This window comes from Nonomuraea sp. NPDC001699 (assembly GCF_053596455.1).
In genome coordinates, this window is the sequence record NZ_JBSFGF010000018.1 from 138704 (window position 1) to 165109 (window position 26406).

Consider the following 26406-nt stretch of genomic DNA (forward strand, 5'->3'; position numbering starts at 1 on the left):
ACGCCGCGCCCGCCCGTCACACGGGTGGGGGGTCGAAGTCCAGGTCGAGATGGCGGCCTTCGTCCGCCGCCCGCGCGTCGGGATGCTCCATGCCGCGCGTCTCGCGGTAGTGGCGCAGCGTCTCCTCGCGCAGGGCGTCCGCCTCCTCCTTGTGGTCGGCCCTGGCCAGGTCCGCGGCGAGGTTGGCGGCACAGGCGAGGGTGGTGGGATGTTGCTCCCCCACCAGGGGGCCGAGCTGCCGATGCGTGTCCCTGCCCAGCCGGCAGGCCGCTTCGAGCTCGCCGAGGGCGGCCAGGTCGCTGGCGAGGTTGACGGAGACGGTCAGCACGTAGTGGTGGCCACCGCCCACCTTGGCCCGCAGCCCGTTGATGACGCGTTCGTTCAGCTCGCGGGCGCCCTCCACGTCGCCGCGCACCCGCAGCAGGACCGCCACGTTGCTGGCGCAGCCGAAATAGTACGGATGGTCGGCCCCGTACACCCGCGGATAGCGCACCATGGCGTCCTGGGCCAGCTTGAACGCCCGGTCGATCAGGTCGTTGACCCGGAACGCGTTGGCCAGGCACAAGGCAGCGCCCAGCGTGCTCGGATGGTCGATGCCGTAGTTGCGCACGTAGCGCGCGTGCACGGTGGCGGCGAGTTCGAGGGCCTCGGCCGCCTCCCCCACCCTGAGCCGGGCGATGGCCAGGTCCTTCTGGGTGAGCAGGATGCGCGGATGATCGGCGTCGAGCTGCTCCTGGCCGTAGGCCAGCGCCTCCTCGCCGATGTCGCAGGCCTCGGCGTAGTCTCCGCAGAGCCGGGTCATGCGGCTCAGGCTGGCCCACAGGTTCAGGACCGTGCCCCGGCTCACGGCCGACTCGGAGAGCTGAGCCGCCCTCAGCGCCTCTTCCAGCAGTGTCCGCGCGCCGCGGTAGTCGCTGTTGAGCCCGAGGTCGAGCGCCAGGTTGTTGACCGCCATGAGCGTACGGGCGTTGTCGGGGCCGAGCACGGCCTGGTGCAGGCTCACCGACTCGGTGTCGTGCTCGCGCGCCTCGACGAACAGGCCGCGGCCGCGCAGGTCGGCGCCGATGCCGTTGCGCAGGACCAGGGTGTCGCGATGCTCGTCGCCGGCCACCTCCCGCATCGCGGCGAGCGTGGCGGTGTCCAGGTCGTACGCCTCGTCGTAGCGGCCCAGGAAGCGGAGCAGGTCGCCCTTGACGCGCCGCGCCCGCAGCACGCTCATGTCCTGCTGGCCGGAGTCGGCGGTCCACCGCTCCAGGAAGCTGTCGACGTGCGTGCGCGCGACGTTGTGGTTGCCGGAGGCCATCAGGTATTCGAGGATCCGCAGCGCGAACTCCCGCACGTCTCCGCGCCGGCTGTCGGCCAGCCTGGTCGGTGCGACGTGGGCGAGCAGGGCGTCGAAGCGGGGCCAGTTCGCGGGGTCGCCGGTGTCGCCGGGCGCCGCTCCGGCCAGCAGGGAGTGCACCTCCGTCCGGATCTGGTCCTGGGTGTCGGCCGCCAGGCCCTCTCTCAGCAGCGCCTGGATGAGCCGGTGGACCTGGATCGTGCGCTCGCCGGTGACCGTGCCCTCACCCGGCTCGGCCTCGATGCGGACCAGCGCGTACTTCCCCAGTCGCTTGATCGCCCTGCTCAGCCGGAGCGGGTCGGCGAGCAACTCGGCCATGACGGGCCGCACCGGGCCCTTGACCGGGCGGAACACCCCCCGGGGGATGGGCTCGGGCCCGAAGAAGGCGCAGCAGCGCAGCAGTTCCATGGCTTCGGGCAGGTGCTCCTGGAGCGTGCTGACCGACAGCTCCCACGCCGCGGACATCGACAGCGGATACTCGGCGGGCTTGCCCTCGCTCAGCAGGCTCGCGGTGCGCTCATTGAGCAGGCGCAGGTACTCCTCCGGCGACATGCCGGTCTCGCTCTGCAGCGCGGCCGACTGCTCCAGCGCCAGCGGCAGGTCACCGAGGGCCTCGGCGAGCCGTCCGGCGTCGGCGTCGCTGATCGAGCGGCGCATGCGCCTGCCGAGGAACTGCATGCTCTCCTCGCGGCTGAACACGTCGACGGCGACCGTGCCGACCACGCCTTCCCAGCGGTGGTTGCGCGAGGTGATGAGCACGTGCCCGGGGCCGGGAGGGATGTTCGGCTGGAGGTCTTCGGGCTCGTCGGCGTTGTCGAAGATCAGCAGCCACCGCTCGTACGGCTCCCCGCTGCGCAATCTGTCGATCACGGCGTCGGCGGCGTCCTCCGTGCTGGTCATGGTGGATCCCGGCACGCCCAGCCTCGGCGCGAGCTGCGCCAGGTTCGATCGCACGAGGCCCGGCTGGTCGGCGGGGATCCACCAGACGAGGTCGTACTGGTCGCGGAAGCGGTAGGCGTACTCGATGGCCATCTGGGTCTTGCCGACGCCACCCAGGCCGTGCAGGGCGCGCGGGCCCTGCGGGAGGGTGGGGGCGTGTGCCACCACGGCGGTGACCTGGCCGACGATCCCGCTGCGCAGCCTGTCGAGCAGATCCTCACGCCCGGTGAAGTTCTGGTTCCGTGGCGGGACCTTCCAGACCGCGGGATACGGGCCCGTGGTCCCCCACGCCACCGACTCCGGTGAATCCGTCACGCGTTTTCGCCTCCCGTCCGCGAGTCCCAGTGATGGATTACCGCACTGGTGGCAGGGGCAAGATGGAGATGGCCGACATTATGCTGATTAGCGTACAGGTTTCATACACGCCGGTCATTACGGTCAGCACTGTTAGCGCTTTCCGGACAGCTACAATAGGGCGACAACAATGCCGGCACGCAGACAGTACCTTCCAGATCAACGTCCTCGCGAAACTTCAGAGGAGAGGGGCCATGGCGCCGCAGCGAAGCGATCTCATCGACGCGTCCTCGATCGTGTCCGACCTTGACAGGCTCGGCGACTCCCCCATCGGCCTGACCGTGCGGGAGCTGCTGGAGGAGCCGCGTCAGGCGGAGGACTGCAGGATGTTCGACAACTGCACCCCGCCGCCGCCCCTGGCAGGCGACCGCTAGGGACCGGGTTTCGGGGTCGGCGAGGAATCGACACCTCGCCGACGCCCTCCAAATACGTCATTTCATTACTTAATCGACATTAAACCCAACGTCGCTTTCGCCCGCCTAAACGGACCATTTATTGATTCATCCGACGTCTAACCATATGGTCACATCAGTAACACAACCGTAGACGGCTCATCCTCCGTTGTGGTGTAGGTCTTGTGTGACCGTAGGGTGGTTCAACTATTCGGATGCCGTGAAAGTGCTGGGCGGCGAGGGGAAATTGGTCAAGGCGCTCGACCGCCTGGTCGGAGGGCTGTTGCTCAGCGCCACCGGCCCGACGGGCGAGCTGGTGGTCAGCCTGTTCGACGTCGAGGGGGAGCTCGCCCGCGTGAGCGGACAGCTCGGCACGGCGCTGCACGACCGCTTCTCCGGACTCGGCAGGTACCAGCGCACCCAGCGGATCGCCGCGGCCCACGCGGTCATCGTCGTCACCGCGTTCTTCGAGGCCGTCCGGCAGGGTGAGGAGCACTTCGGCTCCGGGAAGCTGCGCATGCTCAAGTCGGAGCAGGTGCTCATCGCCGGGGCCTCGGACGTCACCGGCACCCGGCTGGGCGACCTGGTCGAGCACCTCCTGCACGCCGAACTGCCCTGCCCTGGACCGACGCAGCCGTACGAGCAGGTCGAGGAGGCCCTGGACGACTACTACCGGCTGCTGTCGGCCCGGCTGCTGGCGTTCCTGCGCGGGCTGCGCATGTGGGAGTCCATGACCGAGGCCCAGCGCGAGCAGGCCGAACGCTGGCTGACCGACGGCGTTCCGCAGGCGGCGCGCCGGCAGTACGCCGAGCTGTTCCACCGCCTGTGCACCGAGGTGCCCGAGATCGCCTACTGGGCGGCGCGCGTCGACCGTCAGGCCACCCGTGCCGTCATCGGATCGCTCGACACCGGCCTGCGCGATCTGCGCCGGCTGCTCGAATCGGTCGTGTCGGGGGCCGTACCCGGCGGCATCCGCGACGCGCTCTCGCAGCACTACCGGACGGCGTTGAACCAGCCCGTCATCTCCAGCGCCGACCTGCCGGACGACATGACCATGCCCACGCTCGACCAGGCGTACATCAGCCCGTGCTTCCGCCGGGCGGTCATGACCGGCTCGTCCCGGCCGGCCGAGTGGAGCTGGTGGCGGGGCCGTCCTCTGGAGAACGACCTGCACGCGTTGCTCTTCGGCTACCTCACCCATCCGAGTGCCACCCAGCTCCCGCTGCTGGTGCTGGGGCAGCCCGGTGCGGGGAAGTCCGTGCTGACCAAGATCCTGGCGGCCAGGCTGCCGCCGGAGCAGTTCGCCGTCGTCCGCGTCCCGCTCCGGGAGGTGCCGGCCGAGCAGGACCTGCAGACGCAGATCGAGCACGCCATCCGGCAGGCCACCGGTGAGAGCGCGCGATGGCCCGCCCTGCACGCCGGGGCCGCGAACATCGTCGGCGTGGTCATCCTGGACGGCTTCGACGAGTTGCTCCAGGTCACCGGCGTGAGCAGCACGAACTACCTGGAGAAGGTGGCCGGGTTCCAGGAGCGCGAGGCCGCCCAGGGAAGGCCCACGGCGGTCATCGTCACGAGCCGGACCGTGGTGGCCGACCGGGCCCGCCTGCCGCGGGAGACCGTGGTGATCCACCTGGAACCGTTCAACGAGACCCAGGTCAGGCACTGGCTGGACATGTGGAACCGGCTGAACGCCGGCTACTTCGGCGACCACTCCCTCCTCCCGCTGGAGCTGTCCACCGTCGCCCGGCTCGGCGAACTCGCCTCGCAGCCGCTCCTCCTGCTGATGCTCGCGCTCTACGACATGGACGGCAATCCCCTGCGGCACGAGCTGGGCAGGCTGGACCGGGCGCAGCTCTACGAACGGCTCCTGGTCAGGTTCGCCCGCAGGGAGGTCCGCAAGTCCGGCGACGCGCTGTCGGAGGAGGCGCTGGAGCGTTCCGTGGACCAGGAGCTGCTGCGGCTGTCGGTGGTGGCGTTCGCCATGTTCAACCGCAACAGCCAGTGGGCGACCGAGGAGGACCTCGCGGGAGACCTTCTCCGCCTGCTGTCCGAGGAGAGCAGCCAGGCCGGCGAGTTCCAGACGCCGTTGAACCCCGCCCAGCTCATCGTCGGGCGCTTCTTCTTCGTGCACGAATCGCAGGCGACGCAGGACGACCGCAAGCGGAAGACCTACGAGTTCCTGCACTCCACCTTCGGGGAGTATCTCGTCGCCCGGCTCACCACCCACGAGGTCGAGGCCCTGGTGGCCGCGGCGGAACTGGACACCGGACACGCCCGGCGCAACCGGCCGAACGACGATTTCCTGCATGCGCTGCTCTGCCACAACCCGCTGTCGGCCCGGGAGTCGGTGCTGGAGTTCCTCCAGGACCTGATCCGCGGACTGAGCCGGGACTCGCGGACCATGCTCAAGCGCACCCTGCTGTCCCTGTTCCACGACGCGCTGTACTTCCGCAGCTCCACGAGCTTCGGCTCGTACCTGCCCGGCCGCGTCCGCGAGCTGCGCACCGCCCCCATGCAGTTCGCCACCTACAGCCTCAACCTGCTCATCCTGCTGACCCTCGCGTGCGACGAGGTCACCGGCGAGGAGCTGTTCCCGGCGCCGGCGGTCACGGCGGGCACCCCGATCTCGGTGGTGAGCAGGTGGCGGAGCATCGCCCGTCTGTGGCGGTCCCAGATCGCCTACAACGCCTGGACGAACCTGGTCCGCAGCGTGGAGGTCCAGCGGTCGTGGCAGGACGGCGAACGCACCCTGCTGCTCAGGTGGGTGGGCAGCAGGGGATCCGCCCCGCCGCTGGTCGACCTCTACTGGACCTTCGAGAGGGGGCCGGGGCACGAGACCCGCGGACAGTCCTCCTGGATGCACGAGGAGTTCATGGCGGCCGCCCGCCACTTCCACTTCATCTGCGGGTACGAGGAAGAGCTGCTCGTCCACGCCCTGGCGCCGCTCACGGCCGAGCTGAGCCGCTCGCTGATGACCGTCGCCGGCTACTGGCCCGACCGCGCGATGTCGCCCGCCCACGCCCTGCTGCGCCTGTGGCTGCTCTCCAGCCGCGGCGACGACCCGGCCGAGCTGGCCGGCGCCTACGCCGACTGCATCCTGCTGAGCCAGGCGTTCGCCCCCTACGCCGACAAGGACGCGACCGCCTTCCTCGACATCGTCCTGGGGCACCTCAGGCTGGACGCGCCCCGGCTCCGCGGCGTGCTCACCCTGCGGGATCTGCGGCTCGGGCGGGACAAGCCCGCGATGGTGGCCAAGGTCCGCTCGGTGCTGGCGGAGTTGGGGCTGGGGTCGTGAGCCCGGGGCGTCAGGCGGCGGGGGGCGGGCAGGGGGACGGCATGACCGACAGTTACGACCGGGTCGCCGTCGTCACGGGCGCCGACTCCGGTATCGGCAAGGCCACCGCCGTGCTGCTCGCCGAGCACGGGTTCGACGTGGGGATCACCTACCACGAGGACGAGGAGGGCGCGCGGGAGACCGCCGCGCTGGTGCGGGAGGCGGGCAAGGCGGCGGCCGTGCGCCGCCACGACCTGACCGACCCGGTACGGGCCGCGCACGTCGTCGACGAGCTGGCCGGGGAACTGGGCGGGATCGGCGTGCTGGTCAACAACGCCGGCACGGGGTCGTCGGAGCCGTTGCTCGGCATGGACTACGAGCGCTGGCGTTCGGTGTTGTCGGTGGACCTGGACGGGCCGTTCCTGTGCGCGCAGCGGGCGGCCCGGCGGATGGCGGCCGAGGGGCGCGGCGGCCGGATCGTGAACGTCACCAGCGTGCACGAGGAGTACCCGCGGGTGGGGGCGGGGCCGTACTGCGCGGCCAAGGGCGGGCTGAAGCTGCTCAGCCGGGTGCTGGCGCTGGAGCTGGCCGCGTACGGGATCACGGTCAACACCGTCGCGCCCGGCGAGATCGCCACGCCGATGACCGGGCAGGAGGACCGGGTGCCGCGGGCCGGGAGCCGTCCTGGGTACCCGATCCCGCGGCCGGGCGACGCCCGGGAGGTGGCCGCGGTCATCGCCTTCCTCGCCTCGCCGGCCGCCTCGTACATGACGGGCTCGTCGGTGTTCGTGGACGGCGGGATGGTCACGATGGGACCGCAGGCGGCGGGGGCGCTCCAGTCCGGCGACTGGCGTTGACCCCGCGCCCCCGCCCGCTCGGTGAGGCCCGCTGAGAAGGCCCGCTGAAGAAGGCCCGGTCAGCAGGCCGGTCGGGGAGGCCCGCTCCCCGGAGAGCCGCCCGGTCTCAGGCGGTGGCCGGGTGGCCGACCGCGAGGGCCGCGGCCACCTGCGGCGCGACGCGGTCCGCCCAGCGGCTCAGGATCTCCTCCAGCTCGGGCAGCCGCGACTCCAGCACGGCCAGCCCCGGCGTCGGCACGGTCGCGCCGAGCTCCACCAGCAGGGGCCGCAGGTGCACCTCGACCGCCAGCGCGTGCTTCGGGTCGCCCATGACCAGCAGCGGCAGCGCCGCCACCCCGGCCAGCGCCTCCGGCCGCAGCCGGTCGAGGAACGCCTTCAGCAGCCCGGTGTACGTCCCCTTGTACGTGGGGCTGGCCACCACCAGCACCCTCGCCTCGGTCACCAGCTCCAGCGCCACCTCGACGCCGGGCGCGGGCCCGGGGGCGAGCAGGTGCGGCCCGAGCGCCGACAGGTCGACCACGTCGTGCGCGCCCGGGAGGCCGAGCCGCCGCGCGACGGCCTCGGCCGCCTCGACCGCCACGGTCCTCGTCCTGGAGCCTTCGCGGGGGTTGCCGACCAGCGCCACGACGCTCATCCGGCCACCGCCGCTGCCAGCCTGGCGGCGTACCGGGAGGCGGGCCGGGTCAGGCCGTAGTTGTCGCGGAGGGTGCGGCCCTCGTACTCGTACCGGAACAGGCCCCTGATCTGCAGCTCCGGCACGACGTGGTCGACGAAGTCGGACAGGCCCGACGGGAGCAGCGGCGGCATGATGTTGAAGCCGTCGGCCGCCCCGGTGAAGAACCATTCCTGGAGCTGGTCGGCGATCTGCTCGGGCGTCCCGGCGACCACGCGGTGGCCGCGGCCGCCGGCCAGCCGGTTGAGCAGTTGCCGGACCGTCAGGCGCTCCCGCCTGGCCAGGTCGATGACGAGCTTGCGCCGGCTCTGCGCGCCCTCGGTCTCGACGGGCACGTCCGGCAGCGGCAGGTCGAGGTCGTCCTCGGTCAGGTCGATGCCGGTCATGTGGGAGAGCTGGGCCAGGCCGTAGGCGGGGATGATCAGGTCTTCGAGCTCCTTCTCCAGGTGCAGCGCCTCCCGTTCGGTCGAGCCGATGATCGGCGAGATGCCGGGCAGGACGAGCAGGTCGTCCGGCTGCCTGCCGTGGGCGGCCACCCGCCGCTTGATGTCGCTGTAGAACTCCTGGCCCTCCTCCAGGGTCTGCTGGGCGGTGAAGACGGCCTCGGCGTGCCGGGCGGCGAACTCCCTGCCGTCCTCCGACGACCCGGCCTGCACCAGCAGCGGACGTCCCTGCGGCGAGCGCGAGGTGTTCAGCGGTCCCCTGACGGCGAAGTGGCGGCCGATGTGCTCGATGGGATGGATCTTGCCGGTGTCGGCGTAGAGGCCGCCGGCGCGGTCGCCCAGGACGGCGTCGTCCTCCCAGCTGTCCCAGAGCTTGCCGACGACCTCCAGGAACTCGTCCGCCCTGGCGTAGCGGGCGGAGTGCGCGGGGCGTTCGACGCCGAAGTTGAGCGCCTCGGCCTCGCTGGCGGAGGTGACGATGTTCCAGCCGGCCCGGCCGCCGCTGATGTGGTCGAGGGAGGCGAACTTGCGCGCCACGTGGAAGGGCTCGTTGTACGTCGTGGAGACGGTCGCGATCAGGCCGATGTGGTCGGTCACCGAGGCGAGGGCGGCCAGCAGCGTGAGCGGTTCGAGCCCGCCGAGCGCGTTGTGCCGGACGTTGCCCTGCAGGGCCACGCCGTCGGCGAGGAAGAGCGAGTCGAGCTTGCCGCGCTCAGCGATCCTGGCCAGCTCCTGGTAGTGGCGGACGTCGGTCAGGCGGCTCGGCTCGGTGCGCGGGTGCCGCCAGGCCGCCTCGTGGTGGCCGACGCCCATGAGGAAGGCGTTCAGGTGGAGCTTTCTCGTCACGTGGTCCTCCAGGTGGAGAAGCGGCGCTCGACGCCGATCAGGAGCAGGTTGAACAGCAGGCCGACCACGGAGATCGTGATGATGCCGGCGTACATGTCAGGGATGCGGAAGCTGGACTGGGCGTCGAGGATGAGGTAGCCGAGCCCGGCCTTGGCGCCGACCATCTCGGCGAACAGCAGGACGAGGATCGAGTACGCGCCCGCCAGCCGTACGCCCGTGAAGATGGTGGGGACGGCGGCCGGCAGGATCACCTTCTGGAACAGCCGCACCGGGCCGAGCCCCATCGACCGGGCCGACTTGATCAGCAGGGGCTCGACGGTCTTCACGCCGCTGATGGTGTTGAGCAGGATGGGCCAGGAGCAGGCGTACAGGACGAACGCCACCTTCGTCGTCTCGCCGATGCCGAGGATGAGCGTGAAGACCGGCAGCAGCGCGACCGCCGAGGTGTTGCGGAACACCTCCAGCAGCGGGGTCAGGAAGTCGGCGACCGGCTTGTACCAGCCGATCAGCAGCCCGAGCGGGATGGCCAGCACGATCGCCAGCCCGAACCCGGACAGCGAGCGCGCCAGCGACGCCTCCAGGTGCTCGGGCAGGCGGCCCGTGAGCAGCAGGTCCGCGCCGGCGGCCAGGCTCTCGGAGAGCGGGGGCACGAACACGGGGTCCACCACGCCGAGGCGGGGCAGCACCTCCCAGGCGGCCAGGAGCAGCAGGATCGCGGCGGAGTTCCGTCCCGCCCGCCGCGCCAGCCCGCCCGCCCGGCTCCGCGCCGCCTTCCGGCTCGCTCTCGCCGGGGCCGGGTTCCGGCTCTCCCCCTCGGTGGGCCGGACCGGGACGGCGGGCTCCTTCCCTGAGGTGAGAACGGGCTCCGGCTCGTCGTCGGGGAGGTCGTACCAGTGGACGTCGCCCTCGGGGCGGGTCCGCTCGTCGGCGCGCGCGTCAGTCATGCCGGATCGCCGCCGTCCGCTCCTGCACCTGCGCCGCGGCGACCTCGTCGCGCAGCAGCCCCCACACGTGGTGCCGGTACTCGCCGAAGCGCGGGTGTGCCCGCAGGTCGCCCTCGCGCGAGTCGAACTCCACCTCGATGATCTCCTTGATCCGGCCGGGCCTTGAGGTCATCACGGCGACCCGCTGCCCCAGGTAGACGGCCTCGTCGATGCCGTGCGTGATGAAGATGACGGTCTTGCGGGTGTGCTGCCAGATGCGCAGCAGCTCCTCCTGGAGGGACTCGCGGGTCTGGGCGTCGAGCGCGGCGAACGGCTCGTCCATCAGCAGGACGTCGGGGTCGAAGGCCAGGCTGCGGGCGATGGCGACGCGCTGGCGCATGCCGCCCGACAGCTCGTGCGGGTAGCGGTCCTCGAAGCCGGACAGGCCGACCAGTTCGAGGTGCCGCCGCGCCCGTTCCGTACGCTCGGCCCTGGGCACGCCCTTGGCCTCCAGCCCGAACGCGACGTTGGCCAGCGCGGTCCGCCACGGGAACAGCGCGTACTGCTGGAAGACGATCCCCCGGTCGAGGCCGGGCCCGGTGACCGGCGCGCCGTTGACCACGATCTCGCCCGTCGTCGGCGCGGTCAGCCCGGCGACCAGGTCGAGGAGGGTGGACTTGCCGCAGCCGCTCGGCCCGACGAGCGTGAGGAACTCCCCTTCGCGGACGTCGAGGTCGATCCCGGACAGGGCGGTGAACGGCTCCTCCGCGTCCCTGACCGTGAACTCCTTGCCGACGTTCCGGATGCCGATCTTCGTACGGACGCCGGTCTCGCTGATCGTGGCGGTCATGAGCCGCTCCCGTTCGCGTAGGGGTTGAACTCGTTGGTGTAGAGGTCGGTGGCCTTGACCTGGCCCGGACGGAGCTCGCCCTCGCGCTGGAGCCAGTCGATCCACCGCTGGAACTCCCGGCTGTCGATCACCCCGCCCCTGCCCGCGATGCCGGTGCTCTTCCAGAGCTTGACGACGTCGGTGCTCTCGTTGCGCCCGCGCTTGGCGATGATCTGCTCGAACTTGGCGACGACCTCCTCGCGCGGCCGGGTCTGCGCCCAGGCGATGGCCTTGGCGAAACCGGCGACGAAGGTCCTGACGGTGCCGGGGTTCCTGGCGATGAAGTCCTCGCGCAGCACGACGGACCCGGCCGTGAACGGCCCGAACAGCTCGACGTCGGTGAACAGCGGACGCAGCCCGCCGCGTTCGAGCGCCTTGTCCTTGAGCACGGCGCCGAGCGTGCCGACGTCGAGCTGCCCCTGCCGCAGCGCCTGCTCGGTGTTGACCGGCGGGATCACCACGAGCTGGACCTGCTCGATCTCGGCCGGGGTCAGCCCCTGGCGCTTGAGGTACTCCTTGATGACGGCCTCGTGGTGGGCGCCGAGGGTGTTGACGCCGATCTTCTTGCCGATGAGGTCGCGGGCGGTTCTGATGGGGCTGTCGTCCTTGACGTAGTAGCCGTTGAACGACTTCTCGTCGGAGCCGTAGTAGCCGATCACCGCCTTGATCGGGGCCTTGGCCGCCTTGAGCTTGATGACCGCGCCGTCGAAGGCGCCGCCGAAGTCGGTCTGGCCGGTGGCCGCGGACTGGATGTCCTGCGGCCCTGAGGTGGTGTTGCCCACCCACTTGAGCTTGACGTCGCCGAGGTAGCCGAGCTCCGCGGCCAGTTCGGGGAAGGTGACGTTGCCCGCGCTGCCCTGGTAGCGGAGCTCCTTCACCTCCGGTTCGCCGGGTTTCGCCGAGCCCTCGGCCGCGCCGCAGCCGACCGTCACGGTCGCGAGCAGCACGGCGAGGAGTGCACGTCTGATGTCGATCACGATGAGTTCCTCTGGGGAGAACTGCGCAGGGGGTAGGGAGGTCTGCCGGAGGTACGTGATCAGCGACACTGAGCGCTGGCGACGTGGCCGTAGTCCACGTGCGGGCGCCGGGTCAGGTAGAGGCCCTGGCTCATGCGTACGAAGCTACGGAACCCCCGCAGCCAAGTCAACATTTCCTACTGGATTTACATGAAAAGCCTCTCAGCGCATCGCGTCCAGGCCCTCGACCACCGTGCTGGTCAGCGTTCCGACCTCGGAGATCCCGATGGAGACGACGTCGCCGTGCCGCAGCGTGAAGGGCAGGTCGGGCACCAGGCTCGTGCCGGTGGACAGCACCGCCCCGTCGGGGAAGACGTCGGCGCGGAAGAGGTGGGCGACCAGGTCGTCCAGGCGCCGGTGCAGCCCGGACGTGGACGCCTCGCCGTCCCACACCGTACGGCCCCGCCTGGAGACGGCCATCGTGATGCCCAGCGCGTACGGGTCGGCCACCTCCCACACGGGCCTGATCGCCGGGCCGACGGCGCACGCGCCCAGGTAGATCTTGGCCTGGGGCAGGTAGAGCGGGTTGGCGCCCTCGATCGTGCGCGAGCTGACGTCGTCGACGACCGTGTAACCGGCGACCTCGCCGGCCGCGTTGAGCACCAGGCCCAGTTCCGGCTCGGGCACGTCGATCTCCGAGTCGGCGCGTACCGCGATCCGGCCGCCGTGCCCGGACACCTTCCAGGCCACGGACTTGAAGAACAGCTCGGGGCGTTCGGCGTCGTAGACGAGCTCGTACACGTCGGCCGCCCGCTCGCTCTCGGTCACCCGGGCCTCCCGCGACCGCCGGTAGGTGACCCCGGCGGCCCACACCTCCATCCGGCCGTCCACGGGGGCCAGCGGGCGCACGTCCGCCGACCTGTGCCGGGGACCGCCGGGGGTGGCACATCGTTCCCGCAGCTCGGCGACGGGCAGCCGGAGCAGCTCGCCCACCCCGCCCACCCCGTCGAGCTCCGCCACCTGTTCACCGTCGTCGACGCCGACCGCGTCGAGACGGGTCACCGGGCTGTTGAACCGCACGATGCGCATGATCCGCTCCTGCTCTCGTCCGTCGGGGGCACGATCACCCTACGGCCGGTCGCGGCGCGGGCCATGCCGGATGGGAATGCCTTCTCCCGAAGGGGACCGGCAGGGACGAAAGACCTGGTCAGCGCGGTACCGCCGGGCCCTCCTGGCACGCCGGGCGGCCCGTTCGGGGCGGCGCGGAGCGGAAGGCCATTGGCGGGCAGGCGAAAGTCCGCCAAGGTGAAACCGGCCCGTCGAGCGACTTCGCCTCGTGCGAGGAACGCCGCGGGCAGGCCGGAGCCGACGAAGGAGCATCCATGACACCGCCGACCGTCACGTGCCCCCAGGACCTTGTCGACCTGTCCGTCCTCGCACCCGCGCGGCTGGAGGGACTCGGGAACTCCGTCATCGCCATGGAGCTGCTCGAACTGCTCGCATCGGCTCCGGAGGAGGACGACCTGTTCGCCGCGTTCGACACCGGCACGCCCGCGCCGCATCGAGCCGGCGGTCGCTGACCGCGGCACCGGTCCGCCCGTGACGAGGCCGGCCCGGTCACCGACGTGCTGGGTTGACAGGACGGGTGGGGCGGTTTTCGCTGCAACCAGACGCCGGAGGGCGGAGGGGAGCTGGTCATGCGTGGTTTCCGGCGGTTCGTCGTCGCCCTGGTCCTGTGCGTGCCGCCGGTCGCCGTCGCGGCCGGGCCCGCCGTCGCCGCCGGGCCCGGGGTCGCGTCCCACTTCGGGCTCGCCCGCAAGGACTGCGTGGGGACGGCGGCCGGCCGGGCGTCCAAGGTCTGGTACACGGTCGCGGGCGGCGTGTTGTCCGACGTCTACGAGCCCACGATCGACAACACGAACGTCGAGACGATGCAGTTCGTCGTCACCGACGGCGCCACGTTCACCGAGGCGCAGGCCCGCGACACCACCTACCGGCTGGAGACCGGCCGTTCGGGGCTGAGCTGCACCGTCACCTCCACCAGCAGGAGCGGCCGCTACCGGCTGACCACCACCTACGTCACCGACCCGGGGAGCGACGCGGTCGTCGTGCGGACCCGGCTCCAGCCGCCCGGCCTGCGCCTGTACGTCCGGCTGGACGCGAGCGTGAACGGCAACGGCGGCGGCGGCCCGGCCGACGGCGGGGCCGACACCGGCACGGTGGACGCCGCCACCGGCGCGCCCGTGATCTCCGACACCGGCACCGAGACCTCCGCGCCGGAACGCGACTACGCGGTGCCCACCCACCTGGCGCTGCGGGCGGAGCGGCGGCTGCCGCGGGCCGGCGTCGGCTACGCGGGCACGTCCGGCGACGGGCTGGCGCAGCTCGACGCCGACCACGAGCTGACCGCCTACGACAGCGCGCCGCGCGGCAACGTCGTGGCCACCGCCCGGCTGCCGATCGACGCCTCGGGCGCGGTGACGTTCGCGCTGGGCTTCGGGCGCAGCGCCGAGGCCGCGCTGCGGACGGCGGGCCAGGCGGCGGCGCGGCCGTTCGCGTCCACCCTCGCCCGGTTCGAGGCGGGCTGGGCGGCCTACGACGCCGGGCTGCGCCGGCCGCCCGCCGCCCTCGCCGACGCCTACCGGCTGTCGGCGAACGTGCTGAAGGCCAGTGAGGACAAGACCTTCCCCGGCGCGGTCGTCGCCTCGCCGGCGAGCCCGTGGGGCCAGGCGGTCGACGCAGGCGCGCTGCCCGGCGGCAAACCGGTCTACTTCGGCTCCTATCGCGAGGTGTTCGCCCGCGACCTGTACGAGGCGTTCACCGGCTTCCTCACCGCCGGCGACCTGGCCACGGCCCGCGCCACCACCCGCTTCCTGCTGGAACGCCAGCAGCTCCCCGACGGCAGGCTGCCGCGCAACTCGCTGCTCAACGGCCGGCTCGCGCCCGACTCCGGCGGCGACCAGCTCGACGAGACGGCCTATCCGATCCTCATGGCCCACCAGTCCGGGCTCGGCGGCGACACGACATTGTGGCCGCGCGTACGGGCGGCGGCCGACTTCCTGCTGGCGCACGGGCCCGCGTACGGCGTGGAACGGTGGGAGGAGCAGCCGGGCCACTCGCCGTCCACGATCGCGGCCGAGATCGCCGGGCTGGTCGCGGCGGGCGAGATCGCCGACCGGCAGGGCGACCGGGCCCGCGCCCGGCTCTACCGGGCCACCGCCGACCACTTCGCCCGCTCGGTCAAGGAGTGGACGGTGACCACCACCGGCCCGTACGCCCCCCGCTACTTCCTGCGCCTGTCGCGCGGCGGCGACCCCGACGCGGCCGTCTCCTACGGCCTGGGCAACGGCGGCCCCACCGAGGACCAGCGCCGGGTGGTGGACGCCGGCTTCCTGGAGCTGACCAGGCTCGGCGTCCTGCCCGCGGACGACCCCGACGTGCTGGCCGGCCTCGCGGTCGTGGACCGGGTGATCAGGCGCACGACCGCGAGCGGCCCCGGCTGGTACCGGTACGGCTCGGACACCCCGGGCACCGAGGACGGCTACGGCGACTGCCACGAGCCCGATCCGACCTCGTGCGCGCCGTCCGGCAGGCCGTGGCCGACCGGGAACACCGGCTCGGGCCACGTGTGGCCGGTGCTGGCCGGGGAGCGGGCCGAGCAGGCGCTCCAGACGGGCGACCAGGCGACGGCGGCGTCGCTGCTGGCGGCCATGCGGGCGATGTCGTCGGGGACGGGGCTGGTGCCGGAGCAGGCGTGGGAGAACCCCGGCCTGGGCGCGTCGCCGTACGGGAGCGACCCGGCGACCGCCTCGATCGGCTTCCGCGACGGCGGGCCGGCGGGGTCGGCGTCCCCGCTGACCTGGGCTCAGGCGCAGGAGGTGCGGCTCATTCTGTCGCTCGGCTCCCGCCGTCCGGCCGAGCAGCCCGAGGCGGTGCGCGAGCGGTACGCCGCCCACGGCCTGCCCGCCGCCACCCTGCTCACCCTCACCTCGCCGCCCGCCGAAGGCGGGACGATTGCTGACGGCTCGGTCACCGTGAAGGGGACGGCCGCGCCGGGCGCGCTCGTGGACGTCGAGGCCGCGCCCGTGGACGTCGGGGCGCCCGCGCGGGTCGTCTCGGTGCGGGCCGGGGCCGACGGCGCGTTCACGGCCCGGGCGCCGATCGTGTTCGGCGAGGTCGTGCTCACCGTCGCCGCGACCTCGGACGGCCGCACCGGGTACGCCCGGCGCTCGGTCGTCGGCGACATCACCGGCGGCACGACCGTGCTCGACGTCACCGACCCCGAGGGCGACGACGACGGCCCGGGGACCTACGCCTACCCGACGGCGGCCGACTTCCGTCCCGGAGCGTTCGACCTGCGGCGGTTCCAGGTGATCACCGATGCGACCACCGTCTACCTGCGGGCCGGGCTGCGCGACCTGACCCCCACGTTCGGCAACCCGCTCGGCGCGCAGCTCCTCGACGTCTACGTCCAGGATCCGGCCGCCGCCGAACGGTCGGCGCAGGCGGCCTTCCCCCAGCGCAACCACCGGATCGCCGAGGAGGACGCCTGGTCGCAGCGCGTCGAGGCGCAGGGCTTCGCCGCCCCCGTCTGGGTCACCGCGGACGGGCGCGGGCCCGGCGGCGCGGCGGTGCGCGCGTCCGAGGCCACCAGGACGATCACCGTCGCCCTGCCCAAGGCGTCCTTCGGCACGCCGGGGCCGGGGTGGCGGTTCGCGGTCGTGCTGACCGGCCAGGACGGCTACGCCGCCGACCAGGCCAGAGGGTTCGCGGCGACGCCCGAGCCGTACCGGTTCGGGGTGTGCGCCGAGGGCGGCGGCGCGCCACTGTGCGCGGCCGACCCCGGCACGGTGCCCAAGGCACTGGACGTGCTCACCCCGCCCGGGGTGTCCCAGGCCGACGAGCTGAACCCGCTTCCCGGCCCGGTCACTCTCCACGCCGTCGCGGTGCCCTGACCCGCCGACCGGCCACGCGGTCGCCGTGCCCTGCCCCCGTCTCCCATCAGGCGAAGCGTTCGATGGTCACCGGGATCAGGCCCTGCCCGCGGATCGCCTGCCGGTGGTGGTGGAGCAGGGCGCCGATGGCGGCGAGCGGGCCGGCGCTCAGGCGTACGGTGACGTCCAGGCACCAGGCGATGCCGGGGCCGATGCGCCGCAGCTCCCAGGTGAAGGTGTGTCCCGCGGCGGTCCCGGTGGCGGTGCCCGCGATCCTGGCCCGCGGGTTCACCTCCGGCTGCTCCAGGCGCAGGACCGTGCGCACGTTCGCCAGGCCGCGCTCGCCGAGCTCGCCCGCGAACAGGATGCGGTAGCGCCGGGTCTGCGTGGACCGGGAGCCGCCCAGGTCGAGCGGGGCCGCGGCGGGCAGCGCCTGGCGGTACTGGAAGAAGGCCCGCAGCTCGGCCTCCTGCGGCAGCGCGCCCCCGCCGAGCATCGAGTAGGTGTCGCGGGCGTCGCGCCGGGTCACCGGCAGCACCCGCTCGCGCAGCGCGGGCTCGGCGCGGATGGCCCGGCTGGACCCGGGCGACTCACGCCACTCGCCGCAGTCGGAGGTCCATTCCGCGCAGTCGATGCCCGCGGCGGTGTAGTCGTCGCAGAGCACGAACTCCTCGACCAGGATGCCCAGGGGAAGTGTTCCGCGACCGCGGTCTTCGGGGGCGGCGTAGATCAGGTAGTAGTCCAGGGGTACGTCGGCGTCCATTCGCGACATGATCGTGGGACGGACCCGCGCGGGCAAGGCGACATTCTGATGTTCTCGCAGGTCCTGCCGTTAGATGCGGGTCTAGCCGGTAACGGGCTTGCCCGTGGCGCCGCCGTCGAGCCACTCCTCCCACGACTTCGCCCACGGCGTGGGGCCGTTCCCGAACCGCAGTTTGCGCGAGGTGCCCTTGACCTGGATGACGTCGCCGCGCTGGGTGAAGTCGTAGAACCAGCGGGCGTCGGCGGGGCTCGCGTTGACGCAGCCGTGGCTGACGTTGGAGTTGCCCTGCGCGCCGGTGGACCAGGGCGCGGCGTGGAAGAAGGTGCCGCTGTAGGTCATCCGGACGTTCCACTTGGTCTTGATCTTGTACTCGCCCGGCTTCCCGATGGTGGCCGAGTCCATGACGGTCTCCGCCGCCTTCTCCTGGGCGATCATGGTGCCGGAGTAGCTGTCGTCGCCGGGTTTGCCGAGGCTCACGGGGATCGTCCGGACGGTCTTGCCGTCCGCGGTGACGACGGCCCGGTGGCGGTCGGCGTCCACCTTGGTGACGTGCTTCGGGCCGACGGTGAAGGACAGGCTGCGGTCCTTGGTCCCCCACAGGTCCTGGCCCGCGCGCAGCCCGGCCAGGTGGGCGACGACCTTGACCTGCTCGCCGACCGGCCAGTAGTCGCGCGGCCTGAACTGCACCTCCCGGTCGCTCACCCAGCTCCACGCGCCCTCGACCGGCTCGGACATCTTCACGACCAGTGAACGCTCGACCGCCGCGCGGGCCTGCCTGGAGGTGACCGGCTGGGACAGCAGGAGCTGGACCGGCATCCCTACGCCGACCTTCTCGCCGTCCAGCGGCGACATGCCGCTCTGCAGGGTCCGGCCGGGCTTGAGCGTGGTGAAGGACGACTGCCCGGTGACGGCCTTGCCGTCGGTGCCCATGGCCTGCGCGCTCACCGTGTACGACGTCGCCGGCCGCAGCGGCCACCGGGGCCGCCAGGTGCCGTCGGCCGCCGTCGAGCCGGTCACCTGGCGCCCCTTGGCGTCGGCGACGGTCACCTTGGTGACCTTGCCGCCGGTGACCTTGACGCTGATCGCGGTGTCGGGGGCGACCTTCTTCGTGCCGTCGGCGGGGGTGATCGCGAGCCTGGCCACCGGGCCCTGGGCCTGTCCTGGGCCGCCCGGCGGCCGTGCGCCGCCTCCGCCGGAGGCGCATCCGGCGATCAGGAGCGCCGCGAGGGCGAGGGTCGTGCTGGTCCGGCCGTTCCGCATCTCCGATGCCTCCCGTGCCTGACAAGGCGTCGTTTCCACCTTAGGCGGTCGGTGCTGTCACGTCCGGACACTTCTGCCCGTAGGGCATGGGAGAAACCTTCATCCGCAGATGATCGCTCTTGCGAACCTTGCGGGCGGATCTGGTGTCCAACTCTCTGGAACGGTCCTTGTGGGCTGATCTCAGGGGATGACGCACCGGGGGCGGTGCATGAGGGGGAACGCCATGAACAGCGCCATGAGGCCGGGTCTGTCCGGTGTCGCAATGGCCGCGGCGATGCTGGCCGTCACGACCGCGCTCACGGGGGCCACCCCCGCCGGCCCCACGCCCTCCCCCACACATCCGACCCCCACGCATCCGACCCCCACGCATCCGACGCCGTCGGCCTCCCCGGAGTCGAAGCCCGACCGGAAGCCGGACCAGGCCGAGCCGTCCGCCGAGCCGTCCGGCGGCCCGGCGGAGAAGGTCGACTGCCGCAAGGTCAAGTGCGTGGCGCTCACCTTCGACGACGGCCCGGGCCCCTACACCGGGACGCTCCTGCGGCACCTGGCGAAGTACCAGGCCCGCGCCACGTTCTTCGTCGTCGGCCGGAACGTCGCCGCCTACCCGGACGTGGTCCGGCGCACGGTCGGGGCCGGGCACGAGCTGGGCAACCACACCTGGTCCCACCCCGACCTGACCCGGCTGACGCCGGCCGCGATCAGGTCCCAGCTCGCCCGTACCGACCGGGCCGTGGAGTCGGCCACGGGCGTCGTGCCCGGCCTGGTACGTCCCCCGTACGGCGCGATGGACCGCGACGTGCGGCGGCAGGCGCGCCGGCCGCTGGTCCTGTGGAGCGTGGACACCCTCGACTGGGCCCACCGCGACAGCGCCAGGGTGGCCCGCGTCGCGCTCAAGCGGGTCCGCCCCGGCAGCGTCATCCTGTTCCACGACATCCATCCGACCACGGTCAAGGCCCTCCCGCGGGTGCTGAAGGGCCTGTCCGCCCGCGGCTACCGCTTCGTCACGGTCGGCGAGCTGTTCGGCGGCCGGCCGCCGAAGGTGGTCTACGACGCGCCGGCCCGCCGGCTCTCGGGCGGCCCCAAGTAGCTGGGCAGGCGCCCGCCGGTGTCCACCACGAGCCGTTGCAGGACGACGGTCGGGTCCACCATCCAGAACTTCAGCACGTGCGTGCCCGGGGTCGTGACCGTGTGCACGGTGGTGGTCTCGTTGACGTTGTCGGAGGTGTTGCGCTCCCACTGGCGGTTCATGGTCGTGTCGTTCGCGCCGGTCACGGCCGTGATGTCGACCGTCTGGGGCGGCTGGTCGTCGATGGAGACGGCGTACCGGAGCCCGTCGGACGGCAGCACGTTGTTACGCGGTGACAGCAGCGCCGAGACCTTGACCTGACCGGCCGTGAACAGCGTCATCGTGTACTCCAGCCGGGGGCTGTCCCCGCCGGGCGTGACGCGGGGGGCGGTCTGCGGGAGCGGGGTCACGCCGTCGGAGCTGCGGCCGAGGTCGGGGATGGTCCGCCAGCGGCCGACGGCCCGTCCGTAGTGGGCGGCGTCGATGGTGACCTGGCCGCCCGCCTCGACGAACCCCTTGACCGGCCCTGCCGGATTGTCCACGACGGCCTTGACGGTCACGCTCGTCCCGCCCGGCCCGGTGACGGTGACGGGCACCTCGGTCCTGCCCTTGGGCGCGCGGGAGAAGTCGACGCGTACGGCGGCCCGTACCTGCTTGCCGACGCTGCCGGCCTCGGGGCTGACCGAGATCCACGGCACGGCGGCGCTGATCGTCCAGTCGAAGGGTGTGCCGCCCCGGTTGAACACCTCGATGTACTGCCCCGGGTAGGTCTGGTACGGGCTGAACGCCGGCAGCACCGCCTCCTCCCGCGCCTGCGGCCACCACTGGTCGGAGCCGTCGATCGCCACGCCCATGTCGGCGCCGTCCGGCACGGAGGCGCGCACGAGCTGCGGGTAGAAGGCGTCGGGCAGGGCCACGTTGTCCTTCTCCGGCTGCTGCCAGGGGGCGTTGGGGCCGTACCGCTCGACGTCGCCGTAGCCGATCTTGGGCTGGAGCTGGAAGTCCTTCCACTTCCCGCCCGCGATCGTGCCGTAGCGGGCGTTCAGCGCCTGGTCGTCGTCGAAGCGCCGCTGGGCCAGGTCGGCCAGGTCGTTCGCGGCGGCCCGGCCCTGCCTGGCGTACAGCAGGTTGGTGAACTGGGCGTTGCGCAGGGCGTAGAGGTTGGCCGTGGCCTGCACCTGGTAGTCCACGAGCTCGTAGTACGCGTCGCCGTACGCCGCCGGCAGCGCGGCCCGGACGCGGGCGGCCCGGTCGGCCAGGCGCCGCCACTCGGCCGTGACCCGGTCCATCTCCTGGTAGCTGGTCAGGCTGAACGGCGTGTCGCGGTCGTCGTAGGTGACCTTCGCAGGGTCGGCCGGGTCCACGATGATGCGGCGGTTGAGCAGTTCGGGCTTGCGGCGGGCCTGGAGGGTGCCGTAGTCGTGCAGGATCGCGGCGATCTCGGCGGCGTGCTCGGGGCCGAAGTTCTGGGCCGCGTACGCGCGCTCCCAGTCCCCCAGCCGGTCGATCGGCAGGCTGTCGGGGTCCCAGGCGTAGTCGAGGAAGAACTGCAGCGGCAGCTCCTCGTTCTTCAGGTCGCCGACGTTGACCACCCACAGGCGGTCGACGCCGTAGCGGTAGGTCAGGTCGAGCTGCTCCCACGTGCCGGCCAGGTTGATCGTGTCGGCCCACTTGTAGTTGCGTCCGCCGCCCACGTAGTCGAAGTGGTAGTACATGCCGTAGCCGCCGGCGCGCTTCGGCAGCGACTGGTCGGGGAGCTTGCGCATATTGCCCCAGTTGTCGTCGCAGAAGACCACGGTCACGTCGTCGGGCGGGCGCAGCCCCTGGTCCCAGTAGCGCTGCACCTCCTTGTAGAGGGTCTGCACCTGCGGGATGCTCTCCAGGGCCTCGCCGCTCTCCTCGGCCAGGATCTCGCGCTGGGCGGCCAGGATGCTCCGCATCAGCTCGATGCCGTCGCCGTCGGGCAGGCTCACGTCGCCGTTGCCGCGCATGCCGAGCGTGACGACGCCCTCGAAGTCCTGCTCGCGCATCCGGCGGATGCCCTCGGCCCAGTACTTCTTGATGGCCTCGCCGTTGCGGCGGAAGCTCCACTCGCCGGTCCCGCCGTACGGGTCGTGGCCGGGGGTGACGATGTTCCCGGCGGCGTCGCGTACGGCGGCGACGGCGTGCCGGTTCCACTCCTCGATGCCCCGCATCATCGGGGCCTCGTGCGAGGTGCCCATGACGACGCCGTAGCGGGAGGCGATCCGGTGGTTGTCGGGGTCGTCCTCGGCGAAGGCGCGCCCCCAGACGGCCGGCCACAGGTAGTTGGCCTTGAGCCGGAGCATGACCTCGAAGACCTTGGCGTAGAACTGGCCGTTGAAGCCGCCCGGGTAGCCCTGGGCCTTGCCTGGGCCGAAGAACCTCGGCGCCCAGGTGCCCAGGTTCGGGTTCTCGTCGTTGATGAAGAAGCCGCGGTAGCGGACCTTGGGGGTGCCCTGGGTGTGGCGGCCGGGCAGCACGTGCAGCGTGTCCCGGTGGCGGACGGGCACGTCGTCCCACCAGTACCAGGGCGAGACGCCGATCTCCCGGGACACGTCGTACGCGCCGTAGATCGTGCCCCGCTGGTCGCTGCCGGCGATCACGAACGCGCGCCGCACGCCGGGCAGCGGGTTCTGCACCACCTGCTCCAGCGAGGTCTCCCATTTGCCCGCGATGCCGGAGACGTCGAGCTTGCCGGCCTTGATCAGGCCGTCGATGAGGGGGCTGCGGCCGATCGTCCCGACGAGGACGACGTCGTCGCGCCGGGGGGCCTGGTCGGTGGCGAGGGCGGGCCGGACGCCGGTGACCCGCTCGATGTCGTCCCGCAGATCGCCGGCGACGCGGACGACGCCTTCGTGGTCGGCGGCGCTGACCACGATCGGCGCGGCTTTCCCTGCGGCGACCAGCGGGAACCGGCCGGGGCCCGGAGTGAAGGCGATGTATCCGGGTTTGCCGGCCGGCGCGGCGGCGGCGGCGCGGGCGGGTGGCACTGTGATCGGCCCGGTGGTCGGCACGGCCGCGGCGGCGAGGGCCACGGAGAGCAGGAAGCGCGCGAACGGGCTGGATCTTCTCATGTCACGTTCTCCGGGAGGGTGCGGGGACGTGCGAGGAGCCGACCGAAAGTTTCGAATATTATGGGAAATTTTCGGATACAGGCATGCGGATGTTAGAACGACCCCGGACGCCCGGTCAACGATCCGGCGAGCCCTGTTCCCGGCTCAGGCGAGGTCGCGGGTGTAGGTCAGCTCGAAGTCGAGGCGCCAGGCCAGGCCGTCCTCCGACATCTCCCAGCGGCCCTCGATCAGGTCGCCGCCGTCGCAGATCTCGCCGGTGAAACGCTGGTTGAAGCCGGGCGCCTCGCGCCAGACGCGCCAGACACCGCCGTCGAGGGTCGTGCGGTAGACGCGGTGAACGCCGCGGACGTCGGCGTAGAGCATCGCGCACTCACCGGTGGCGTCGTCGAGGCCGATCAGGGAGGTGGCGGGGAACGGCGAGTTCCGCCGCCACTCCAGGGGCGCGGTGTCGGGGACCGGGCCGGACTCGGTGTGCTGGCGCAGGTAGGCGCCACCCTCCAGCCAGGTGAACTCGGACCGGGCGGCGCCGAGCCCCGGCACCTTGGCCTGGAGGGCCCACCGGCCGGTCAGCGCGTCGAAGCGGGCGAGTGCGGGGTTTCTGCCGTCCATCTCGTCCTCCCTCCGCCGGAAGCCTATCCCGCGAGTCGTGGCAGGCCATTGACTGGCGATCGTTTGGGCCCATACATTTTTGTTTCACCCCCGTCCACGACAGAAGGGCCGACGATGGAAAACCCGGCGGACGCAGGGACTCACGGCCAGACGTTCGCCACCGAACAAGCGGTGACCCACGAGGAATGGCTGAGCCGGGCCGCGGCGCTGGTGCCGCCGTCCGCGCACCACATCGACGGCGCCGACGAGCCGGGCGGCGCGTCCTTCCCGGTGCGCTCGCCGCGCGACGGCCGGGTGCTGGCCGAGGTGGCCGACGGGGGCGAGGCGGAGGTCGGGCTCGCGGTGTCGGCGGCGCGACGGGCGTTCGACTCCGGGCCGTGGCCGCGGATGGCGCCCGCCGAGCGCGGGCGGGCGCTGGTGCGGCTGGCGTCCCTGATCGAGGAGCGGCGCGAGCACCTGGCGCTGCTCGTCAGCCTGGAGATGGGCAAGCCGATCATCGACGCGCACGACATCGAGCTGCGCGCCGCGATCACCACCTTCCGCTGGTACGGCGAACTGGCCGGCAAGCTGGCCGACGAGGCCCCGCACGTGCCCGCCGACGCCCTCGCCCTGGTCACCCGCGAGCCCGCCGGGGTCGTCGGCGCGGTCGTGCCGTGGAACTTCCCGCTCACGCTCGCCTCGTGGAAGGTGGCCCCCGCCCTGGCCGCGGGGTGCACGGTCGTGCTGAAGCCGTCGGAGCTGTCGCCGCTGTCGGCCCTGGAGCTGGGCCGGCTGGCCACCCGGGCCGGGCTGCCGCCGGGCGTGCTGAACGTCGTCGCCGGCGACGGCCCCACCGCCGGGCGGGCGCTCGGCCTGCACCCCGGCGTGGACGTGCTGGCCTTCACCGGCTCCACCGCCGTCGGGCGGCACTTCCTGCGCTACTCGGCCGACTCCAACCTCAAGCGCGTATGGCTGGAGCTGGGCGGCAAATCGCCCAACATCATCCTTCCCGACGCCCCCGACCTGGAGGCCGCCGCCGCCACCGCCGCCTGGGGCATCTTCTTCAACCAGGGCGAGATGTGCACCGCGCCCTCCCGCCTGCTGGTCCACCGGTCGGTCGCCGAGCGGGTGACGGAGGCCGTGGTCGCCCGCGCCCGTACGCTGCGGGTCGGCGACCCGCTCGACCCGGCCACGGAGATGGGCGCGCTGGTCGGCGAGGCCCACCTGGAACGGGTGCGCGGCCACGTCGAGGCCGGGCTCGCCGAGGGCGCGCGGCTGCGTACGGGCGGCGGCCGGATCCTGACCGGCAGCGGCGGCACGTACCTCGAACCGACCGTCTTCGACCGGGTGGACCCCGGCTCCCGGCTGGCCAGGGAGGAGATCTTCGGGCCGGTGCTGTCCGTGCTGGCCTTCGACGACGTGGAGGAGGCCGTCCGCCTGGCCAACGACACCGAGTACGGCCTCGCGGCCGGCCTGTGGACGTCCGACCTGGGCACCGCGCACCGCGTCGCCCGCGCGCTGAGGGCGGGCACCGTCTGGGTCAACTGCTACGAGGAGGGCGACCTGACCGTGCCCTTCGGCGGCATGCGGCAGTCGGGCAACGGCCGCGACAAGTCGGCGCACGCGCTGGAGAAGTACACCGAGCTCAAGACCACCTGGATCCAGCTGTGAGACCCCTGATCGCGATCCCCGCCCGCTTCTCCGCCACCGCCTCGGCCCTGCGGTACGCCGCCGAGGTGAGCGCCCGCGCCCTGGTGGAGGCCGTGTGGCGGGCGGGCGGCGAGCCGGCGACGATCCATCCGGCGGACGAGCACGACGTGGCGGGCCGGATGGCCAGGTTCGACGGCCTGCTCCTGCCCGGCGGCGGCGACGTGGCCCCCCACCGGTACGGCGCCCCCGACACCCACCAGGACGTCTACGACGTGGACGACGAGCAGGACGCCTTCGACCTGGCCCTGGCCCGCCACGCACTGGCCGCCGGGCTGCCCACCCTGGCCGTCTGCCGCGGGCTCCAGGTCGTCAACGTGGCCCTCGGCGGCACCCTGGAGCAGGACATGGGCGGCCCCGAGGGCGGGCACCGGCACGTCGTGCACCCGGTGTCGCTGCTCCCGGGCACCCTGCTGGAACGCGCGGCCGGGACGCGGAAGGTCGAGGCGTCCTGCTTCCACCACCAGCGCGTCGAACGCCTCGGCGACGGCCTGTCCCCCGCCGCCCACGCCGCCGACGGCACGGTGGAGGCTCTGGAGCACGACGGCCTGCCCGGCTGGTTCACCGCCGTCCAGTGGCATCCGGAGGACACCGCCCGTCGCGACCCGGCCCAGCAGGCCCTGTTCGACGCGCTCGTCCGCGAATCGGGGCATCATGGCTGCCATGATCCGCGCCGCCGTCCCTGAGGACCTGCCCGCACTGCACGACCTCGCCGTCGCCTTCTACGCCGAGGACGGCTTCACCACCCCGGCGCACACGCTGAAGGCCAACCTCACCAGGCTGATCGCCTCGCCGGAGGCCCGGGTCGCGGTCAGCGAGAGCGACGGCGCGCTGGTCGCGTTCGGCATCACCACGACCGCGTTCGGGCTGGAGCAGGGTCTCTACGCCGAGCTGGAGGACCTGTTCGTCACGCCGGGGGCGCGGCGGCGCGGCGAGGCGGAGCGGCTGATCGAGGACAGCCGCCACTGGGCCGCCGCCCGGGGCTGCACGACCCTGGAGATCGTGATCGCCCCGAACGGCGCCGACGTCGGCCACCTGTTCGCCTACTACGGCAAGCGCGGCTTCCGCGACGAGGGCCGCCGCATCCTCAGCCGGCCCCTGTGAG

The 26406-nt window shown here is 72.4% G+C and carries 20 protein-coding genes; 9 read left to right on the forward strand and 11 right to left on the reverse strand.

Going from position 1 to position 26406, the window contains the following annotated elements; genetic code table 11:
• Positions 1-16 precede the first annotated feature (16 nt).
• On the reverse strand, positions 17-2596 hold the full coding sequence (gene fxsT / locus ACWCSU_RS38350; protein WP_449941741.1) for an FxSxx-COOH system tetratricopeptide repeat protein: 2580 nt from the start codon (positions 2594-2596) through the stop codon (positions 17-19).
• Between the two features lie 233 nt (positions 2597-2829).
• Between fxsT and ACWCSU_RS38355 the strand changes: the two genes are divergently transcribed.
• The 3 genes from ACWCSU_RS38355 (at position 2830) to ACWCSU_RS38365 (ending at position 7158) form a co-directional block, all read left to right on the forward strand.
• Positions 2830-3009 (forward strand): hypothetical protein, encoded by a 180-nt coding sequence (locus ACWCSU_RS38355; RefSeq protein ID WP_449941742.1) that lies wholly within the window; start codon positions 2830-2832, stop codon positions 3007-3009.
• Between the two features lie 205 nt (positions 3010-3214).
• Entirely contained in the window at positions 3215-6322 is a 3108-nt protein-coding gene (locus tag ACWCSU_RS38360; protein WP_449941743.1) for an NACHT domain-containing protein, read from the forward strand.
• A gap of 41 nt (positions 6323-6363) precedes the next feature.
• Complete coding sequence (locus tag ACWCSU_RS38365) at positions 6364-7158, forward strand: SDR family oxidoreductase (RefSeq protein WP_357693656.1); 795 nt, start codon at positions 6364-6366, stop codon at positions 7156-7158.
• A gap of 106 nt (positions 7159-7264) precedes the next feature.
• Here ACWCSU_RS38365 and ACWCSU_RS38370 read toward each other — a convergent pair whose 3' ends face one another.
• The 6 genes from ACWCSU_RS38370 to ACWCSU_RS38395 form a co-directional block, all read right to left on the reverse strand.
• A complete protein-coding gene (locus ACWCSU_RS38370; protein ID WP_364087148.1) occupies positions 7265-7792 on the reverse strand; it encodes an NADPH-dependent FMN reductase in 528 nt (175 codons plus the stop codon).
• Positions 7789-9120: an LLM class flavin-dependent oxidoreductase gene (locus ACWCSU_RS38375; protein ID WP_357693660.1), complete on the reverse strand. Its 1332-nt coding sequence runs from the start codon at positions 9118-9120 to the stop codon at positions 7789-7791. Before ACWCSU_RS38375 ends, ACWCSU_RS38370 begins: the two co-directional genes overlap by 4 nt.
• Positions 9117-10064, reverse strand: coding sequence for an ABC transporter permease (locus tag ACWCSU_RS38380; RefSeq protein ID WP_449941745.1), 948 nt, complete (start codon positions 10062-10064; stop codon positions 9117-9119). The genes ACWCSU_RS38375 and ACWCSU_RS38380 overlap by 4 nt, the downstream gene beginning before the upstream one ends.
• Entirely contained in the window at positions 10057-10893 is an 837-nt protein-coding gene (locus ACWCSU_RS38385; protein ID WP_397043673.1) for an ABC transporter ATP-binding protein, read from the reverse strand. Before ACWCSU_RS38385 ends, ACWCSU_RS38380 begins: the two co-directional genes overlap by 8 nt.
• Complete coding sequence (locus ACWCSU_RS38390) at positions 10890-11909, reverse strand: ABC transporter substrate-binding protein (protein WP_357693664.1); 1020 nt, start codon at positions 11907-11909, stop codon at positions 10890-10892. Before ACWCSU_RS38390 ends, ACWCSU_RS38385 begins: the two co-directional genes overlap by 4 nt.
• 201 nt (positions 11910-12110) lie before the next feature.
• Positions 12111-12977 carry a fumarylacetoacetate hydrolase family protein gene (locus tag ACWCSU_RS38395; RefSeq protein WP_449941747.1) on the reverse strand — a complete coding sequence of 289 codons (867 nt, stop codon included), beginning with the start codon at positions 12975-12977 and terminating at the stop codon, positions 12111-12113.
• Positions 12978-13270: 293 nt separating this feature from the next.
• Between ACWCSU_RS38395 and ACWCSU_RS38400 the strand changes: the two genes are divergently transcribed.
• The gene (locus ACWCSU_RS38400; RefSeq protein WP_449941749.1) at positions 13271-13468 is read left to right on the forward strand and encodes a hypothetical protein; all 198 of its coding nucleotides are present in this window, start codon (positions 13271-13273) and stop codon (positions 13466-13468) included.
• 117 nt (positions 13469-13585) lie between these two features.
• Positions 13586-16843, forward strand: a complete 3258-nt coding sequence (locus ACWCSU_RS38405; protein ID WP_449941751.1) for a glucodextranase DOMON-like domain-containing protein — start codon at positions 13586-13588, stop codon at positions 16841-16843.
• A gap of 46 nt (positions 16844-16889) precedes the next feature.
• On the opposite strand, the gene ACWCSU_RS38410 is transcribed toward ACWCSU_RS38405, so the two are convergent.
• Both ACWCSU_RS38410 and ACWCSU_RS38415 read right to left on the reverse strand, forming a co-directional pair.
• Positions 16890-17585 carry a hypothetical protein gene (locus ACWCSU_RS38410; protein ID WP_357693673.1) on the reverse strand — a complete coding sequence of 232 codons (696 nt, stop codon included), beginning with the start codon at positions 17583-17585 and terminating at the stop codon, positions 16890-16892.
• 81 nt (positions 17586-17666) lie between these two features.
• Complete coding sequence (locus ACWCSU_RS38415; protein WP_449941753.1) at positions 17667-18845, reverse strand: Ig-like domain-containing protein; 1179 nt, start codon at positions 18843-18845, stop codon at positions 17667-17669.
• 223 nt (positions 18846-19068) lie between these two features.
• Between ACWCSU_RS38415 and ACWCSU_RS38420 the strand changes: the two genes are divergently transcribed.
• Positions 19069-19932, forward strand: a complete 864-nt coding sequence (locus ACWCSU_RS38420) for a polysaccharide deacetylase family protein (protein WP_449941755.1) — start codon at positions 19069-19071, stop codon at positions 19930-19932.
• Here ACWCSU_RS38420 and ACWCSU_RS38425 read toward each other — a convergent pair.
• Together ACWCSU_RS38425 and ACWCSU_RS38430 are read right to left on the reverse strand one after the other, a co-directional pair.
• Entirely contained in the window at positions 19890-23006 is a 3117-nt protein-coding gene (locus ACWCSU_RS38425; protein ID WP_449941757.1) for a glycosyl hydrolase 115 family protein, read from the reverse strand. The two genes, ACWCSU_RS38420 and ACWCSU_RS38425, sit on opposite strands and share 43 nt — an antisense overlap.
• Before the next feature lie 144 nt (positions 23007-23150).
• Positions 23151-23615, reverse strand: coding sequence for a hypothetical protein (locus ACWCSU_RS38430; protein ID WP_357693679.1), 465 nt, complete (start codon positions 23613-23615; stop codon positions 23151-23153).
• Between the two features lie 171 nt (positions 23616-23786).
• Here ACWCSU_RS38430 and ACWCSU_RS38435 point away from each other — a divergent pair, with 171 nt between their 5' ends.
• Genes ACWCSU_RS38435 through ACWCSU_RS38445 form a run of 3 tightly spaced genes read left to right on the forward strand, consistent with a single transcriptional unit; the run spans position 23787 to position 26405 of the window.
• Positions 23787-25265 (forward strand): aldehyde dehydrogenase, encoded by a 1479-nt coding sequence (locus ACWCSU_RS38435; protein WP_449941759.1) that lies wholly within the window; start codon positions 23787-23789, stop codon positions 25263-25265.
• Positions 25262-25987: a gamma-glutamyl-gamma-aminobutyrate hydrolase family protein gene (locus tag ACWCSU_RS38440; protein WP_364087121.1), complete on the forward strand. Its 726-nt coding sequence runs from the start codon at positions 25262-25264 to the stop codon at positions 25985-25987. Before ACWCSU_RS38435 ends, ACWCSU_RS38440 begins: the two co-directional genes overlap by 4 nt.
• Entirely contained in the window at positions 25965-26405 is a 441-nt protein-coding gene (locus tag ACWCSU_RS38445; RefSeq protein ID WP_357693685.1) for a GNAT family N-acetyltransferase, read from the forward strand. Before ACWCSU_RS38440 ends, ACWCSU_RS38445 begins: the two co-directional genes overlap by 23 nt.
• Position 26406 lies beyond the last annotated feature (1 nt).

Coding starts and splice junctions, on each gene's coding strand:
- ACWCSU_RS38420 (WP_449941755.1), top strand. CDS start 19,069: ATGAACAGCGCCATGAGGCCGGGTCTGTCCGGTGTCGCAATGGCCGCG.
- ACWCSU_RS38370 (WP_364087148.1), bottom strand. CDS start 7,792: ATGAGCGTCGTGGCGCTGGTCGGCAACCCCCGCGAAGGCTCCAGGACG.
- ACWCSU_RS38385 (WP_397043673.1), bottom strand. CDS start 10,893: ATGACCGCCACGATCAGCGAGACCGGCGTCCGTACGAAGATCGGCATC.
- ACWCSU_RS38445 (WP_357693685.1), top strand. CDS start 25,965: ATGATCCGCGCCGCCGTCCCTGAGGACCTGCCCGCACTGCACGACCTC.
- ACWCSU_RS38380 (WP_449941745.1), bottom strand. CDS start 10,064: ATGACTGACGCGCGCGCCGACGAGCGGACCCGCCCCGAGGGCGACGTC.
- ACWCSU_RS38405 (WP_449941751.1), top strand. CDS start 13,586: ATGCGTGGTTTCCGGCGGTTCGTCGTCGCCCTGGTCCTGTGCGTGCCG.
- ACWCSU_RS38410 (WP_357693673.1), bottom strand. CDS start 17,585: ATGGACGCCGACGTACCCCTGGACTACTACCTGATCTACGCCGCCCCC.
- ACWCSU_RS38365 (WP_357693656.1), top strand. CDS start 6,364: ATGACCGACAGTTACGACCGGGTCGCCGTCGTCACGGGCGCCGACTCC.
- ACWCSU_RS38395 (WP_449941747.1), bottom strand. CDS start 12,977: ATGCGCATCGTGCGGTTCAACAGCCCGGTGACCCGTCTCGACGCGGTC.
- ACWCSU_RS38355 (WP_449941742.1), top strand. CDS start 2,830: ATGGCGCCGCAGCGAAGCGATCTCATCGACGCGTCCTCGATCGTGTCC.
- ACWCSU_RS38425 (WP_449941757.1), bottom strand. CDS start 23,006: ATGAGAAGATCCAGCCCGTTCGCGCGCTTCCTGCTCTCCGTGGCCCTC.
- ACWCSU_RS38430 (WP_357693679.1), bottom strand. CDS start 23,615: ATGGACGGCAGAAACCCCGCACTCGCCCGCTTCGACGCGCTGACCGGC.
- ACWCSU_RS38400 (WP_449941749.1), top strand. CDS start 13,271: ATGACACCGCCGACCGTCACGTGCCCCCAGGACCTTGTCGACCTGTCC.
- ACWCSU_RS38415 (WP_449941753.1), bottom strand. CDS start 18,845: ATGCGGAACGGCCGGACCAGCACGACCCTCGCCCTCGCGGCGCTCCTG.